This window comes from Bradyrhizobium sp. Unk1 (assembly GCF_059512345.1).
On record NZ_JCAMOP010000038.1, the window covers coordinates 1 to 15,551 of the forward strand.

Annotated in this window: 15 protein-coding genes; 14 read left to right on the forward strand and 1 reads right to left on the reverse strand. The window is 57.8% G+C overall.

What is annotated here, in order from left to right; all coding sequences use genetic code 11:
* The 14 genes from sufB to AC5ZFO_RS35855 all read left to right on the forward strand — a co-directional run.
* A partial coding sequence (gene sufB, locus AC5ZFO_RS35790) for a Fe-S cluster assembly protein SufB (RefSeq protein WP_496123249.1) occupies positions 1 to 1,038 on the forward strand: 1,038 nt, incomplete at its 5' end.
* Between the two features lie 64 nt (positions 1,039 to 1,102).
* Positions 1,103 to 1,855: a Fe-S cluster assembly ATPase SufC gene (sufC, locus tag AC5ZFO_RS35795; protein ID WP_496123250.1), complete on the forward strand. Its 753-nt coding sequence runs from the start codon at positions 1,103 to 1,105 to the stop codon at positions 1,853 to 1,855.
* 19 nt (positions 1,856 to 1,874) lie between these two features.
* A complete protein-coding gene (gene sufD, locus AC5ZFO_RS35800) occupies positions 1,875 to 3,197 on the forward strand; it encodes a Fe-S cluster assembly protein SufD (protein ID WP_496123251.1) in 1,323 nt (440 codons plus the stop codon).
* Entirely contained in the window at positions 3,194 to 4,441 is a 1,248-nt protein-coding gene (locus AC5ZFO_RS35805) for a cysteine desulfurase (RefSeq protein ID WP_282524084.1), read from the forward strand. Before sufD ends, AC5ZFO_RS35805 begins: the two co-directional genes overlap by 4 nt.
* A 466-nt stretch (positions 4,442 to 4,907) precedes the next feature.
* Positions 4,908 to 6,410 carry a nitrogenase molybdenum-iron protein alpha chain gene (gene nifD / locus AC5ZFO_RS35810; RefSeq protein WP_282524114.1) on the forward strand — a complete coding sequence of 501 codons (1,503 nt, stop codon included), beginning with the start codon at positions 4,908 to 4,910 and terminating at the stop codon, positions 6,408 to 6,410.
* A 66-nt stretch (positions 6,411 to 6,476) separates the two neighbouring features.
* Complete coding sequence (gene nifK / locus AC5ZFO_RS35815) at positions 6,477 to 8,033, forward strand: nitrogenase molybdenum-iron protein subunit beta (RefSeq protein WP_282524083.1); 1,557 nt, start codon at positions 6,477 to 6,479, stop codon at positions 8,031 to 8,033.
* 95 nt (positions 8,034 to 8,128) lie between these two features.
* Entirely contained in the window at positions 8,129 to 9,775 is a 1,647-nt protein-coding gene (gene nifE, locus AC5ZFO_RS35820; protein WP_282524082.1) for a nitrogenase iron-molybdenum cofactor biosynthesis protein NifE, read from the forward strand.
* Positions 9,776 to 9,784: 9 nt separating this feature from the next.
* Positions 9,785 to 11,194: a nitrogenase iron-molybdenum cofactor biosynthesis protein NifN gene (gene nifN, locus AC5ZFO_RS35825; RefSeq protein WP_496123252.1), complete on the forward strand. Its 1,410-nt coding sequence runs from the start codon at positions 9,785 to 9,787 to the stop codon at positions 11,192 to 11,194.
* Positions 11,191 to 11,586: a nitrogen fixation protein NifX gene (gene nifX, locus AC5ZFO_RS35830; protein WP_282524080.1), complete on the forward strand. Its 396-nt coding sequence runs from the start codon at positions 11,191 to 11,193 to the stop codon at positions 11,584 to 11,586. The genes nifN and nifX overlap by 4 nt, the downstream gene beginning before the upstream one ends.
* 6 nt (positions 11,587 to 11,592) lie before the next feature.
* On the forward strand, positions 11,593 to 12,057 hold the full coding sequence (locus tag AC5ZFO_RS35835; RefSeq protein ID WP_282524079.1) for a NifX-associated nitrogen fixation protein: 465 nt from the start codon (positions 11,593 to 11,595) through the stop codon (positions 12,055 to 12,057).
* A gap of 12 nt (positions 12,058 to 12,069) precedes the next feature.
* Positions 12,070 to 12,270: a CCE_0567 family metalloprotein gene (locus AC5ZFO_RS35840; protein WP_282524078.1), complete on the forward strand. Its 201-nt coding sequence runs from the start codon at positions 12,070 to 12,072 to the stop codon at positions 12,268 to 12,270.
* Between the two features lie 11 nt (positions 12,271 to 12,281).
* Positions 12,282 to 12,578, forward strand: coding sequence for a ferredoxin III, nif-specific (gene fdxB, locus AC5ZFO_RS35845; RefSeq protein ID WP_282524077.1), 297 nt, complete (start codon positions 12,282 to 12,284; stop codon positions 12,576 to 12,578).
* Between the two features lie 657 nt (positions 12,579 to 13,235).
* Positions 13,236 to 13,958, forward strand: a complete 723-nt coding sequence (locus AC5ZFO_RS35850) for a host specificity protein (protein ID WP_496123281.1) — start codon at positions 13,236 to 13,238, stop codon at positions 13,956 to 13,958.
* A gap of 336 nt (positions 13,959 to 14,294) precedes the next feature.
* Positions 14,295 to 14,690 (forward strand): Rieske (2Fe-2S) protein, encoded by a 396-nt coding sequence (locus AC5ZFO_RS35855; protein ID WP_496123253.1) that lies wholly within the window; start codon positions 14,295 to 14,297, stop codon positions 14,688 to 14,690.
* 9 nt (positions 14,691 to 14,699) lie between these two features.
* Here the strand turns inward: AC5ZFO_RS35855 and AC5ZFO_RS35860 are convergent, their stop codons facing one another.
* The gene (locus AC5ZFO_RS35860; RefSeq protein WP_282524074.1) at positions 14,700 to 15,290 is read right to left on the reverse strand and encodes a hypothetical protein; all 591 of its coding nucleotides are present in this window, start codon (positions 15,288 to 15,290) and stop codon (positions 14,700 to 14,702) included.
* Positions 15,291 to 15,551 lie beyond the last annotated feature (261 nt).

Consider the following 15,551-nt stretch of genomic DNA (forward strand, 5'->3'; position numbering starts at 1 on the left):
GCGACCACGTTCAAGGCCGAGCTGAAGAAGGCCGGCGTGATCTTCATGCCGATCTCGGAGGCGATCCGCGAGCATCCCGAGCTGGTGCAGAAATATCTGGGCTCGGTGGTTCCGACCTCGGACAATTTCTACGCGACGCTGAACTCCGCGGTGTTCTCCGACGGCTCGTTCGTCTACGTGCCGCCGGGCGTGCGCTGCCCGATGGAGCTGTCGACCTATTTCCGCATCAACGAGCGCAACACCGGCCAGTTCGAGCGGACGCTGATCATCGCCGACAAGGGCTCCTACGTCTCCTATCTCGAAGGCTGCACTGCGCCGCAGCGCGACGAGAACCAGCTGCATGCCGCCGTGGTCGAGCTCGTCGCGCATGACGACGCCGAGATCAAATATTCGACGGTCCAGAACTGGTACCCGGGCAATTCGGAAGGCAAGGGCGGTATCTACAATTTCGTCACCAAGCGTGGCGACTGCCGCGGCAACAATTCCAAGATCTCCTGGACCCAGGTCGAGACCGGTTCGGCGATCACCTGGAAGTATCCGAGCTGCATCCTGCGCGGCGACAATTCGCGCGGCGAGTTCTACTCGATCGCGATCTCGAACGGCTTCCAGCAGGTCGATTCGGGCACCAAGATGATCCACCTCGGCAAGAACACGTCGAGCCGGATCATCTCGAAGGGCATCGCGGCCGGCAAGTCGCAGAACACCTATCGCGGTCTCGTCACCGCGCACCGGAAAGCGACCGGCGCGCGCAATTTCACCGCCTGCGATTCCCTGCTGATCGGCGACAAATGCGGCGCGCACACCGTGCCGTATATCGAGGCGAAGAACTCGTCCGCGACCTTCGAGCACGAGGCTACGACCTCGAAGATCTCCGAGGACGTGCTGTTCTACTGCATCCAGCGCGGTCTCTCGCAGGAAGAAGCCGTTGGCCTCGTCGTCAACGGCTTCGTCAAGCAAGTTCTGCAAAAACTGCCGATGGAATTCGCGGTGGAAGCGCAGAAGCTGATCTCGATCTCGCTCGACGGATCTGTCGGGTAACCAAACATCCCGCGAGCCCCCTCGAATGCGGCTCGTCAGATGACATTTCAGGGATCAGATCAGAATGGCGCTACTCGAAATCCGAGATTTGCGTGTTGGTGTCGAAGACCGCGAAGTTATTCGCGGCCTCGATCTTAACGTCAATGCGGGTGAGGTGCACGCGATCATGGGGCCGAACGGCTCCGGCAAATCGACGCTCTCGCATGTTATCGCCGGCAAGCCCGGTTATGAGATCACCGGCGGACAAATCCTGTTCAGGGGCGAGAACCTGTTGCGGATGGAGCCAAATGAACGCGCCGCCAAGGGCGTGTTCCTGGCATTCCAGTATCCGGTCGAGATCCCCGGCGTGACCACCATGAACTTCCTGCGGGCGGCACTGAACGCTCAGCGCAAGGCGCGCGACCAACAGGAATTCTCCACCCCCGAATTTCTGAAAAGAGTCCGCGATGTGGCCGATTCGCTCAACATTCCGCAGGACATGCTCAAGCGCGGCGTCAATGTCGGCTTCTCAGGCGGCGAGAAGAAGCGCAACGAAATTTTGCAGATGGCTTTGTTCGAGCCGAGTCTGTGCATCCTGGACGAGATCGATTCCGGCCTCGACATCGACGCGCTGCGTATCGTCGCCAGCGGCATCAACGCCTTGCGCTCGCCGAAACGAGCGATGATCGTGATCACGCACTATCGGCGGCTTCTCGACCATATCGAGCCGGAAATTGTACACGTGATGTCGAAAGGGCGGGTCATGAAGAGCGGCGGCAAGGAACTCGCGCTGGAGCTCGAGGCTTGTGGCTACGCCCAATTCGAAGACGCGGCCTGACGGCTCTAGGGATTCCCCGATGAAGCAGGTTTTGCCCAAAGCCGACACCGAACGCGCAATTGACAATGTTTTCGCTGCGGCGCGTGGACGGATGCCTGGTGCAGGCCTTGTCCCCCAAATCCGGGCGAGGGCATTCGAGGTCTACGAGCGTACCGGCCTTCCGCATCGGGGCATGGAGGACTGGAAATACACAGATCTGCGCGCCCTGATCGGCGAGGTGCTGCCACTCGCTCCGCGACCGAATGCGGAGGCGCTGGTGCGCGCAAAGGTGTCGGCCGAGCAAGTGTCTGCCGATCAGGCGGTCAAACTGGTTTTGGTGGATGGCATATTCGCGCCGGAGCTATCCGATCTCGGCAGGCTGGAAAATGAAGTTGTTGTGCGGTCGCTGCGAGAGGTTCTGGAGAATTCGGCCACTGAGGCCATCGCCGGTCTGGTGCTGTCGACGACGAACGATTCGGCGATCTCGCTCAATGCCGCAATGGCGACAGATGGCCTGGTGATTACGGTCGCCGATGGCAATGCGGTGAAGCGTCCAATTCAGATCGTTCACGTCGCAACAGGACTGTCGGTGTCCACCTTTACACGCTCCTATCTGCAGCTCGGTAAAGGAGCGCATGCGGCCATCGTGGAAAGTTTCGTCCCGGCTGAAGGCGCGAGCGGCTATCAAGCCAACGATGCGATAATCGCCCTGGTTGGTGACGAGGCGAGCCTTTCGCATATCCGCGTGGCAGCCGATGCCTCTGACGCCGTGAACATCTCGTCGGCGATCATCGCAGTCGGCGCCAGGGCTAAGCTTGACCTCTTCAGCATGACCTGCAGCGGCTCCATCAGCCGCTATCAGGGATTCATCACGCTGGCCGGCGAAGGAACCAAGCTCTCGGCAAATGGGGTTAATCTCATCAGGGACAAGCTGCGCGCCGACACAACGATCGTGGTCGACCACGCCGGGCCACATTGCACCAGTCGGGAGAAGTTCCGCGCGGTCGTCGACGATTGCGGCCGCTCGGTATTTCAGGGCCGAATCGTCGTTCGTCCCGCCGCCCGGAAGACGGACGCCACCCTGACGACGCGAGCGTTGCTCCTATCCGACCAGGCCGAGGCCGACAATAAGCCCGAACTTAAAATCTTGGCTGACGACGTGACCTGCGGCCACGGAGCGACATCGGGCGCGCTGGACGACACGCTCGTATTCTATCTGCGCGCTCGGGGGCTATCCGAGAAGGACGCGCAGATGTTGCTGATTAAAGCGTTTTTTGGCGAGTCGATTGAGGAGATCACTTCTGAGAAACTGCGCGATTTTGTGACAGCGCAAGCTGAACACTGGCTGCAGGCGGGACGATGAGCGCACATCCCGCCGTGAGCAATGGTAGTTACGAGGTCAACCGTCTGCGTACGGACTTTCCTGCGCTCGCCATGACGGTGTACGGAAAGCCGCTTGTTTATCTCGATAACGCTGCATCCGCGCAAAAGCCCAACGCGGTGCTTGACCGTATGATGCAGGTGTACTCCAGCGAATACGCCAACGTTCATCGCGGCTTGCACTACCTCGCTAACGCGGCGACCGAGGCGTATGAAGGCGCCCGTACCAAGGTGGCCCAATTTGTGAACGCGCGTTCAAACGAAGAGATCATCTTTACCCGGAGCGCCACGGAGGCAATCAATCTGGTGGCCCAGACTTTTGGCCGTGAACGCATAACCCCGGGTGATGAGATCGTTCTCTCGATTTTGGAACACCACTCCAACATTGTGCCATGGCACCTTCTCAGGGAACGACTCGGTGCAGTGATCAAATGGGCACCAGTGGATGATGACGGAAACTTCTTGCTCGATGATTTTGAGCGACTGCTGACCCCGCGCACCAAGATGGTTGCAATCACACAAATGTCGAACGTGCTCGGCACGGTATTGCCGGTGAAAGACGTGGTGAGGGTCGCGCATGCTCGTGGTATCCCGGTGCTGGTCGACGGCTCGCAAGCTTGCGTCCATCTGAGCGCCGACGTCTGTGACATTGATTGCGATTTCTACGTCATGACGGGCCACAAACTCTATGGTCCGACTGGGATCGGTGTGCTTTACGGCAAGTCTGAGCATCTGGCATCGATGCCGCCCTTCAATGGCGGCGGGGAGATGATCCGCGAGGTCTCGCGTTCCGGCGTCATTTATGCTGATCCGCCACACCGGTTCGAAGCGGGTACGCCGCCGATCGTCGAAGCCATCGGTTTAGGGGCGGCTATCGATTACATCAATTCAATAGGCAAGGTGCAGATCCGCAGGCACGAGAGCGTACTGCTCGCTTACGCGCAAGAGAGGCTGGCGGGGATCAATTTCGTGCGCATGATCGGGACCCCGGCCGACAAGGGACCGATCATTTCCTTTGATGTGAAGGGTACGCATGCGCATGATATTGCCACCGTCATCGACCGCGCCGGTGTAGCGGTGCGGGCGGGGACCCATTGTGCGATGCCGCTGCTCAAGCGCTTCGGCGTGCTGGCGACGTGCCGGGCGTCCCTCGGACTTTACAATACACGTGAAGAGATCGATGTGCTCCTGCGTGCGCTTATCAAGGCGCGGCAGCTGTTCTCGTGATCCGGTGAGCCTACGATGTCCAGGTGGCAAGGCAGCTCGCATTGCGGTCTGGAGGATGAGGTCATGCACCTCATCCCATCGCAGCAGGTAAGAACCTGTAGGTCGCAGCAAGCATAGATAGCATGGCAGGCCTGTGTCGGCCAGCCGCCGCTTGCGGCCGGTCTTCCTGTGCGGCGCCTTCGGCGAGCGCGATCGCAGAGTACTGCGATCACGGACACGCTCGAGAATTGGGCGGGCATTTTCACGCATAGCCGGCCCTTGTTCCATTTCGAACAGGGCCAAACCAAGCGTTCTCTGCTCAAAGTGTAATGTCGGGTTCGCAACAACACCGCCCGTCACCGCGCGAGGCGCGCTAAGCGATTTTGATTGCTATGTTTTTTAGTGCTCACGAAGCGCTGGCATGTTGGTTGCAAAAGTCTTGCTCAAGAACCCGCCCTCGCAACAGCTAACCTTCGAAGGACATCAGATGAGTCTCGCCACGACCCAGAGCATCGCAGAAATCAGGGCTCGCAACAAAGAGCTGATCGAGGAGGTGCTGAAGGTCTATCCGGAGAAAACCGCGAAACGGCGTGCCAAGCACCTCAACGTTCACCAAACCGGCAAGTCAGATTGCGGGGTGAAGTCCAACATCAAATCCATACCTGGCGTGATGACGATCAGAGGCTGCGCCTATGCAGGGTCAAAGGGGGTGGTCTGGGGACCGATCAAGGACATGGTCCATATCAGCCATGGCCCGGTAGGCTGCGGTCAGTATTCGTGGGGCTCGCGACGCAATTATTACGTTGGCACGACGGGCATCGATAGCTTCGTGACCCTGCAGTTCACCTCCGACTTCCAGGAAAAGGATATCGTATTCGGTGGCGACAAAAAGCTGGGCAAAATCCTTGACGAAATCCAGGAGCTGTTTCCGCTCAACAACGGCATCACGATCCAATCGGAATGCCCGATCGGATTGATCGGTGACGACATCGAGGCCGTGTCGAGAGCGAAATCCAAGGAATATGGCGGCAAGACCATCGTGCCGGTCCGTTGTGAGGGCTTTCGGGGCGTTTCGCAGTCACTAGGCCATCACATTGCCAACGATGCGGTGCGCGATTGGATTTTCGACCAGCTCGAGTCCGATGGTAAACCAAAGTTTGAGCCGACGCCGTACGATGTTGCGATCATCGGAGACTACAATATTGGCGGCGACGCCTGGTCATCACGAATTCTGCTAGAGGAGATGGGCCTGCGGGTGATCGCGCAGTGGTCCGGCGACGGTTCACTGGCTGAGCTCGAGGCAACGCCGAAGGCAAAGCTCAACATTCTGCATTGCTACCGTTCCATGAACTACATCTCACGCCACATGGAAGAAAAGTTCGGTATCCCCTGGTGCGAGTACAACTTCTTCGGACCTTCAAAGATCGCAGAGTCGCTGCGCAAGATTGCGGGCTATTTCGACGACAAGATCAAGGAAGGCGCCGAGCGGGTGATTGAAAAGTACCAAGCGCTGGTGAACGCTGTGATCGCAAAATATCGCCCGCGCCTGGAGGGCAAGACGGTGATGCTGTACGTCGGCGGGCTCCGTCCCCGTCATGTGATTGGCGCATATGAGGACCTCGGGATGGAAGTCATTGGCACCGGATACGAATTCGGTCACAACGACGACTATCAGCGCACAGCTCAGCACTACGTAAAGGACAGCACGCTCATCTACGATGACGTCAATGGCTACGAGTTCGAGCGCTTCGTCGAAAAGCTCCAGCCTGACCTCGTCGGCTCGGGCATCAAGGAAAAATACATTTTTCAAAAGATGGGTGTGCCGTTCCGGCAGATGCACTCCTGGGACTATTCGGGGCCATATCACGGCTATGACGGCTTTGCGATCTTTGCGCGCGACATGGACATGGCCATCAACTCGCCGGTCTGGAAGAAAACGAAGGCCCCCTGGAAGGAAGCTTCGAGAGCCAAGCTCCTGGCTGCAGAATAAACCAACTCACCTCGCTCTGTGAGAAAGCCGGGGCGACACCAATCTCGATAGTGAAGGATTTCAACAATGGCGCAGAGTGCCGAACACGTGCTCGATCATCTCGAGCTGTTCCGCGGTCCAGAATACCAGCAGATGCTGGCCAAGAAGAAGATGTTCGAGAATCCTCGCGATCCCGCCGAGGTCGAACGCATCAAGGAATGGACGAAGACGGCCGAATATCGCGAAAAGAACTTTGCGCGGGAGGCGCTAGCGGTAAATCCGGCCAAGGCATGCCAGCCGCTTGGCGCCGTGTTCGCCTCTGTTGGCTTTGAGGGCACGCTGCCCTTCGTCCACGGCTCGCAAGGCTGCGTGGCTTATTACCGCAGCCATCTGTCGCGGCACTTCAAGGAGCCTTCTTCTTGCGTCTCTTCGTCGATGACGGAAGACGCTGCCGTGTTCGGCGGGCTGAACAACATGATCGACGGGCTCGCGAACAGCTATAACATGTACAAACCCAAGATGATTGCGGTCTCTACGACCTGCATGGCCGAGGTGATCGGCGACGACCTCAACGCCTTCATCAAGACGTCGAAAGAAAAAGGCTCGGTTCCGGCGGACTTCGACGTGCCATTCGCCCATACGCCGGCGTTCGTCGGCAGCCACGTCACCGGTTATGACAATGCGCTCAAGGGCATTCTGGAGCATTTTTGGGACGGTAAGGCCGGAACAGCGCCGAAGCTGGAGCGCAAGCAGAACGGGGCGATCAACATCATCGGTGGGTTCGATGGCTATACCGTCGGAAACCTTCGCGAGATCAAGCGAATCTTGGCGTTGATGGGCATCCAGCACACGATTCTCGCGGATAATTCTGAAGTTTTCGATACTCCGACAGACGGCGAATTCCGGATGTATGACGGCGGCACGACGCTGGAAGATGCGGCCAACGCGGTTCACGCCAAGGCGACAATCTCCATGCAACAGTGGTGCACCGAAAAAACGCTGCCATACGTGGCTGGGCATGGGCAGGACGTCGTATCCTTCAACTACCCGGTGGGCTTATCCGCAACGGATGACTTTATCGTGGCGCTGTCACGCATCAGCGGCAATGAGATTCCCGAGCAACTCGCGCGAGAACGTGGCCGCCTAGTCGACGCCATCGCTGACTCCAGCGCGCATATCCATGGCAAGAAGTTCGCGATCTATGGCGATCCGGATCTTTGCTATGGGTTGGCTGCGTTTCTGCTCGAACTCGGCGCCGAACCGACCCATGTGCTATCCACCAACGGCAACAAGGCCTGGCACGAAAAAATGAAGGTGCTGCTTGCAAGCTCGCCATTTGGGCAGGGCTGCCAAGCCTATCCGGGCCGAGACCTCTGGCACATGCGCTCACTCCTGTTCACCGAGCCAGTCGATTTTCTGATTGGCAACACCTACGGCAAGTATCTGGAGCGCGATACTGGAACGCCACTGATCCGCATCGGCTTTCCGGTTTTCGATCGGCATCACCATCACCGCTCCCCCCTATGGGGCTATCAGGGCGGCCTGAATGTGCTGGTGAAGATCCTGGACAAGATCTTCGATGAGATCGACAAGAAGACAAACGTTCTTGGCAAAACTGACTACAGCTTCGACATCATTCGTTGATGAGCGACCGTGCGCGCCATCGCCCAAGCACTCGACGATGGCACAAGCACACAACGGTTGACCATGCAATTACTTTGCGCTGAGAGGAAAAAGGGATGAGTTCACTAGCGGCCACGGTCCAGAATGTTTTCGACGAGCCGAGCTGCGCCAAGAACGGCAGCAAGTCGGAGGCTGAACGCAAGAACGGCTGCACCAAACAACTGCAGCCGGGTAGCGCTGCCGGCGGCTGTGCTTTCGATGGCGCCAAGGTTGCGCTGCAGCCGTTCACCGATGTCGCTCACTTGGTGCATGGTCCGATCGCGTGCGAAGGTAATTCCTGGGACAATCGCGGCGCGGCGTCGTCAGGCTCGAATCTGTGGCGTACCTCGTTCACAACCGATTTGAGCGAAACCGATATTGTATTCGGGGGCGAGAAGCGGCTGTGCAAAGCGATCAAGGAGATCATCGACAAGTGCGACCCGCCCGCCATCTTCGTCTATCAAACCTGCATCCCGGCGATGATCGGCGACGACATCAACGCAGTCTGTAAGGCAGCATCTCAAAGGTTCGCAAAGCCGGTGATCCCGATCAATTCCCCGGGCTTCGTCGGCTCGAAGAACCTCGGTAACAAGCTCGCCGGCGAGGCGTTGCTCGACTATGTGATCGGGACGCAAGAACCAGACTACACTACGCCCTACGATATCAACCTGATCGGGGAATACAACCTTTCGGGAGAGCTCTGGCAAGTGAAGCCATTGCTAGACGAGCTTGGAGTACGGATTCTCTCCTGTATCTCCGGTGATGGCAAATATCGCGAAGTCGCTTCATCTCATCGCGCGCGGGCGGCGATGTTGGTGTGCTCAAAGTCCATGATTAACGTCGCACGCAAGATGGAGCAACGCTACGGGATCCCGTTCTTCGAGGGGTCGTTCTACGGTATTCAAGATTCGAGCGAATCGCTGCGTCAGCTTGCCCGCTTATTGGTTGAACGCGGCGCGCCGACAGATCTGCTCGGACGCACAGAAGCGGTGATAGCGCGCGAGGAAGCGTGGGCCTGGGCTGCGATAGCGCCGTACAAGCCTCGATTCGAAGGCAAGAAGGCCTTGTTGATTACCGGCGGCGTCAAGTCATGGTCGGTCGTTGCGGCACTCCAGGAAGCCGGGCTTGAGTTAGTCGGAACCAGCATCAAGAAATCAACCAGGAAAGACAAGGAGCGCATCAAGGAGCTCATGGGGCAGGATGCCCACATGATTGAGGACATGACGCCGCGCGAAATGTATAAGATGTTGAAGGAGGCAAAAGCGGACATCATGCTATCGGGCGGCAAGTCGCAGTTCGTCGCGCTGAAAGCGGCGATGCCCTGGCTCGATATCAACCAGGAGCGTTGCCACGCCTATATGGGCTATGTCGGCATGGTCAAGCTGGTGGAGGAGATCGATAAGTCGCTCTCCAGTCCGATGTGGGAGCAGCTACGTCGACCGGCACCATGGGAGGCATTGGCCAAGGCGATGGAGCAGATGCAATCGCCGGTGGCGGCGATCGCCTGCGATCCGGCGCTCGCCGAAATCGCGCGCCGCGCGAGGAAGATCTGCGTGTGTAACACGGTCGATCTGGGCACGATTGAGGATGCAATATACGCGCACGGCCTGAGGAGCGTCGCAGCGGTGAAAGAGCATACCAATGCGGTCGGTGGCTGCTGCCAGAGACGCATCGAAGGTATCTTGGTGTCCGAGCCGTCTGCCATGCGACAGGCCGCAGAATAGGGAGGCGTCATGGCCATCGTCACGGCGCCGACGAAAGCCTGCGCTGTCAACCCGCTGAAGATGAGTCAGCCGATCGGCGGCGCATTCGCCTTCATGGGACTGCGTGGGGCGATGCCGCTTCTGCACGGCTCTCAGGGATGCACATCCTTCGGGCTCACGCTCTTCGTCCGGCACTTCAAAGAGGCAGTACCGCTGCAGACCACCGCGATGAGCGAGGTCGCTACCGTACTCGGCGGTTATGAGAATCTCGAGCAGGCGATACTGAACATCTCCAACCGTACCAAGCCAAAGATCATCGGAATCTGCTCGACCGGTGTCACCGAAACCAATGGCGACGATGTGGATGCCTACCTCAAGCTAATCCGAAACAAGCATCCGCAACTCGCAAAGTTGCCACTGGTGTATGTCTCGACGCCTGATTTCAAGGGCGCGTTCCAGGACGGCTGGGAGAAGGCTGTGGCGCGCATTGTGGAGGTGCTGGTGGAAGGGCCCAGCACCAATGGCCTGCGGGACCCCTCGAAAGTGAATATTCTGCCGGGATGTCACCTCACGCCCGGCGACCTTGATGAACTCCGTGTCATAGTGGAGGATTTCGGCTTGTGCCCGTCCTTCCTCCCTGACCTGGCGGGATCGCTCGATGGGCATATCCCCGATGAGTTTACGCCCACGACCATCGGCGGCATCGGCGTCGACGAAATCGCGAGCATGGGCCGCGCCGGATGGACGATTGCAATCGGGGCGCAGATGCAGCGAGCGGCAGAGGTCATGCAGGTCAAGACCGGCGTGCCTTTTCGTGTCTTCGAGCGGCTGTGTGGTCTCTGTCCGAACGACGAATTCATGACGTTCTTGGGCGAGATCAGCGGCCGCCCCATACCCTTGAAATATCGGCGCCAGCGCAGTCAGCTCGCCGATGCAATGCTGGACGCGCACTTCCATATTGGCGGTCGCAAAGTTGCTATCGGCGCTGAGCCAGACCTTCTGTTCGATCTGTCCGGGATGCTGCACGACATGGGCGCGCAGGTGACAGCGGCCGTGACGACCACCCAGTCGAAGGTGATCGAGCGGATCAAGACCAAGGAGGTACTCATTGGCGATCTCGAGGATCTGGAAGGGCTTGCCAACACACACCATTGCGACCTGCTGATCACGCATTCTCATGGCAGGCAAGCAGCGGCTCGGCTTAAATTGCCGTTCTATCGTACGGGTTTTCCGATGTTCGATCGACTTGGTGCGGGACACCGACTATTGGTGGGCTATCGTGGTACCCGCAATCTGATCTTCGAAATCGCCAACCTCGTGATCGCGCACCGCGAGGAGAACGATCAGCCTACGCCCGATAGATGGCGGACTGGGTCCGGACCGCCGCGTTGCTCGGGGTATCGCAGCTCCACCGGCGCGGCTGGGAGGGCGATTGGATGAAGGTCGCGTTTGCCACTCAGGACCTGAGACGAGTCGATGCCCATTTTGGTTGGGCAAAGAATATCGCAATCTACGATGTCGCGCCTGGCGGGCACGTGTTTCTCAAAGCGATTGAGTTTGAGGGCGACCTTAAGGAAGACGGCAACGAGGATAAGTTGGCGCCGAAAATCGAGGCTATCAAGGATTGCGCGATTCTTTACGTCGCCGCCATTGGCGGTGCCGGGGCTGCGCGGGTGGTGGCCAACAAGATCCATCCTATCAAGGTGAACAAGCCAGAAAGCATTCTGGCGTTGCTCGAAAAACTCGAGCGCGTACTGAAGGGCACGCCACCTCCTTGGCTACGAAAGGCTATGGCAAAAGACCAACGGCGAACGTTCGAGTTCGACGAATGAGGTGATATGACGGCAAAAATGGAGCAGCAGGGCAGCGCGGTCGATGCGCCATTCCTTATCGAATTGGTCAAGATTTGGCGTGCTCAGGATGCCAACGGAGCTTGGGACGGGAAGAGCGATCTTGACCTGCTCGACCCCTACATCCTGGACAAGAAGAAACGGCGGGCATTGCCGATTATCGGTGATCCCGATCCCGATACACTGTGGCGGCTTGAGCTGTTCTTCGATGCGGTTGCGCTGTCGATCGAGAGGGAGACCGGCGTTATGATTCAGCCGATTCTGAAGCTGCATCATGAAGGCTTCGGGCGGGTAGTGCTCATCGCAGGCCGGCTGATCGCCGTGAACAAGCAGCTGCGCGACGTGCATCGCTTTGGATTCGATAATTTCGCCAATCTGGCTCAGGAGGGGGATAAATATGTCAGCGACGGAATTGACCTAATTCGGAAGTTCCCAGACGTGGCGAACTATTGAGGATACTCACTCATGGGCGATCGCGAAACACTGAAGGCCGAGCTAAGGAAAGTGTCCGCCAAGGCGACGCAAGCCAAGATGGATTTGCACGACCTTTCGGAAGAATTACCCATCAACTGGACCTCGATCATGGTGGTGGCGCAGAAGGCGTACGATGCCTATGCCGAACTTGAGCGCAAGGGCCTCGAATTGAAGGCGCATGAAAAGACTTAAAGGGGCAATGCATGTCGTTTCAAACACGAGACGGACGGGACTGGACGCCACAATACCTGATCTCGATCGATGCCAAGAAGTGCATCGGCTGCGGCCGCTGTTTCAAGGTGTGCGGCCGAGATGTCATGACGTTGATAGGAATCAGCGAGGATGGCGAATTTGTCAACCTCGATGACGATGACGATGAGATCGAAAAGAAGATTATGGTTCTGAATGATCAAGGCGCTTGCATTGGCTGCGGTGCATGCGCCCGGGTTTGCCCGGCCAACTGCCAGACTCACACTTCAGCCGTACCTGAAGCGGCGTGAGCGAACACACTCGTCCTGTCGCGGCAGGCGAGATATAGGTGGAGGAAAGGTGCAATTTTGGTCAGGTGAACTCATGGTGAGGACGGCGCGCCAGAAGGATCTCGATTAAACATCGAATAGCAAGATCGAGCGAGCTAAAGCGCAAGCATTGCCCGGTGATGGTTGGGCGCCGGCTATGTTATGCCGATACAATAGCCGTTGCTCACAAACCACTCGTCTCCAAGGTCCGTCTATTCGTAGAAGGCGAGCCGCGCATCCCTCAGCGCTAAGTACATCGAAGTGGCTGTCATGATGGAGTCCGAAGAGCATAGTTAGGTCGGTCTCTTTGAGCGATCGGCAGCCGGCGATCTTACGTGCGATTCTACCCACAGATCGCGGCTTGTCGCAGCGACTATCTGTAACTCACGCGCAGAGTGCGTCGGGTAGTCACGGCGAAGCGGCAGAGTGCTCTGGTCAGGTTGTGGTCAGCTAGGAATTATATCCTAGCCGGCAGAGCTTGCACGGCACGAGCTCAATTGCGTGCAACTTTGCCGATAGGAGAGCGCTCTCATGTATGGCAGAAGCGTTGGGTCATCCAGCCAGTTTACAACCGGTAACCAAACTGACGATTCGTCAGAAGCGGGAGATAGTCCCCGGTTCGCGGAAACAGTTGCAGGAATGGAGCGAGGTGGGTCGTCATCCGAACCAGCGGCGTCATACTCTCTCGTTTCCGAAGCGCCCATTAGAGAGATAGACCGAGATTCCTTCTTGCGCGGAGTTGAGAGATTCTTGCGCAGTGATATCAGGCACATCTCCGAGAACCCAGAAGAGTACTCGGACTTCGTCTCCCAGAAGGCTGAGCGCGCAGCGACGGTTGCTGGAAGTTACGCCAACACCTACGACGATCCAAATAAGCCAGCACGATTTTACAGCTACCGGTTGGGCGACGAAATTGTCGGGCTTCTCAGAGCAGGAGGCCCGGCTCGGATTAAAGGAGACCATTTTCAGCAGCAGTTTGGGCGCAACGATATCACATCCGTGGTAGATCTTCGGGTGACTCATCCGCTTGTCGAGAACGCTGGCGATATCTTGCTAGAACATCAACTGCGAGAGGACGGGGACCATCCGCTGATCTTGTCGCGACCGGCCCTAACGGGCGTGGAACCTCGTCTAGCGGAGATGGGTTTTGTTCACGTGGGTCGTAACCACTGGGCGCTTGATCCCAACCAACATCCCGAAGTGTGGACGAAGAACGAGAACGACGAGTGGCAGCGTGTAGGCAAGCCTACGAAGTATCTTTCGAAAGCGGAGGGCAGTGATGGCGGTCCTCAGACGGATTCCTCGGACGACGACCCTTCATTTTACCTGGAGCGCGCTCTTAGTGGAATGCACATGGAATAAATTGGCTGCAATAGCAGGACCGGGCCTGAAAGGAAGGACATTCGACCGTTCTATGCCGGGCCCAACGGTGTTACTTCAACGGGGGCGCACGCTCGCCGCGGCGCCCTGGCGGCTGAAACGACCGTCCAACCTTTCTCCGAAGGCACTCACGATGCCGCGGTGGGATACGCGACACGAGGCCCGTAACGGGCTTGCCACTGCCGTGGCCAGAACGCGCAGCAACGACCAGCTACCGCATGTAGTCATTCGGCAAATGGTGCAGAATGCTTGAGTACGGTCCTTGCACGTTGATTGCACAACGACAATGAAGAAACTCTTGCAATAAACGAGCGATGAATGCAGCCAGATGCCATCTATGCGATTTGCGGCTTTAACGACATTCCGAGCCGCCAGGCCATGGGATTCCACCTTATAGTCGTCGATGATCACGGCAATCACCGGCCCTGGTCCATCATTGTGGTGCGCTGGGGCAAAAAGGTGCTTGGCTACGCCAATAAATGCCCGCACAACGGCGTCAATTTGGACTGGGAGCGGAACGAATTCCTCGATCCATACGGTATCCGGCTGATGTGCGGCAAGCATGGTTCGACCTTCGAACTCGGCACCGGCCGGTGCGTCGAAGGTCCATGTCAAGGTAGAGCGCTCACGCCGATAGCGTTGGCAGTTCTGGATGGTGATATCTGCGTCGTTGGTGTGCATCTTGTCGAAGACGATGCATCGGCCAACAACTGAAGACCGCGCTCAGACCGGCCGGTTCTCGTTGCGGTTTTTCACGGGCTCCATCCTCTTTAGCCCGTCGTCGTACGAGATCTCCTCATAGGACAGGTCGAGATCCTTTGCGGCATCGAGGAGGTAATCAAGCTTGCCGCCCGGATCGAGCTTCTTGATCTCGTCCTTGTTGAGCCCGACCAGGTCCATCATCTCCTTCCAAACCGTGGATTCATCGCACGGTAGGACGTTGAAGCTAATATCACCCAACTTCACTCGGTACTTCGCCAATAAATCAATGTTGTTGCAGAACATGAAGTAGCTGCCGGTTGGGCTTAAGGCGCCGTCAAGGACGGTTGCGATGTCAGCAAGATAGGCGAAGGAATGCAGGTAGCCGGCCAGCACCGGAATAGTGCGTTCGCCGTCCTGCGCGATCGTCAACACCTGCTCAATCGAATAGTCTGGCGGCCGTTTCTCGTCCGCGACCTGAGTCTGGAATTTTAGTGCCACGTCGCCGCGAAAGCCGAACCGGCCCGGCTTGGTAGTCCCGCCTTTGAGTACGGCGTTGAGCAGGCGGCCCTCCTTCTCAAGTTTGCCGAGTGCGGTGTTCTCGATTGCAGTCATTAAAGTCTGCCTCGATCTAGCTCTTCTCCGACGCCTTGGCCGGTGGCAGATGCGATGCAAATTGCTTGCCGCCGCATGAATAGGGGCCTTCGCCGTAGCTTAGAAAGAAAACGCGTCAGTGGCTGCGATCACCTCAAGGAGCCTTGTCGGGAACCCGACACCGGTTTCGACGCCAACAGGCGCGATCCGAAAAAGTGAGCATCATCAAGCGTCTGCGCGCTGGCACGTGACTTGCCCCTAGCAGCTAGATCCAAGCTGATG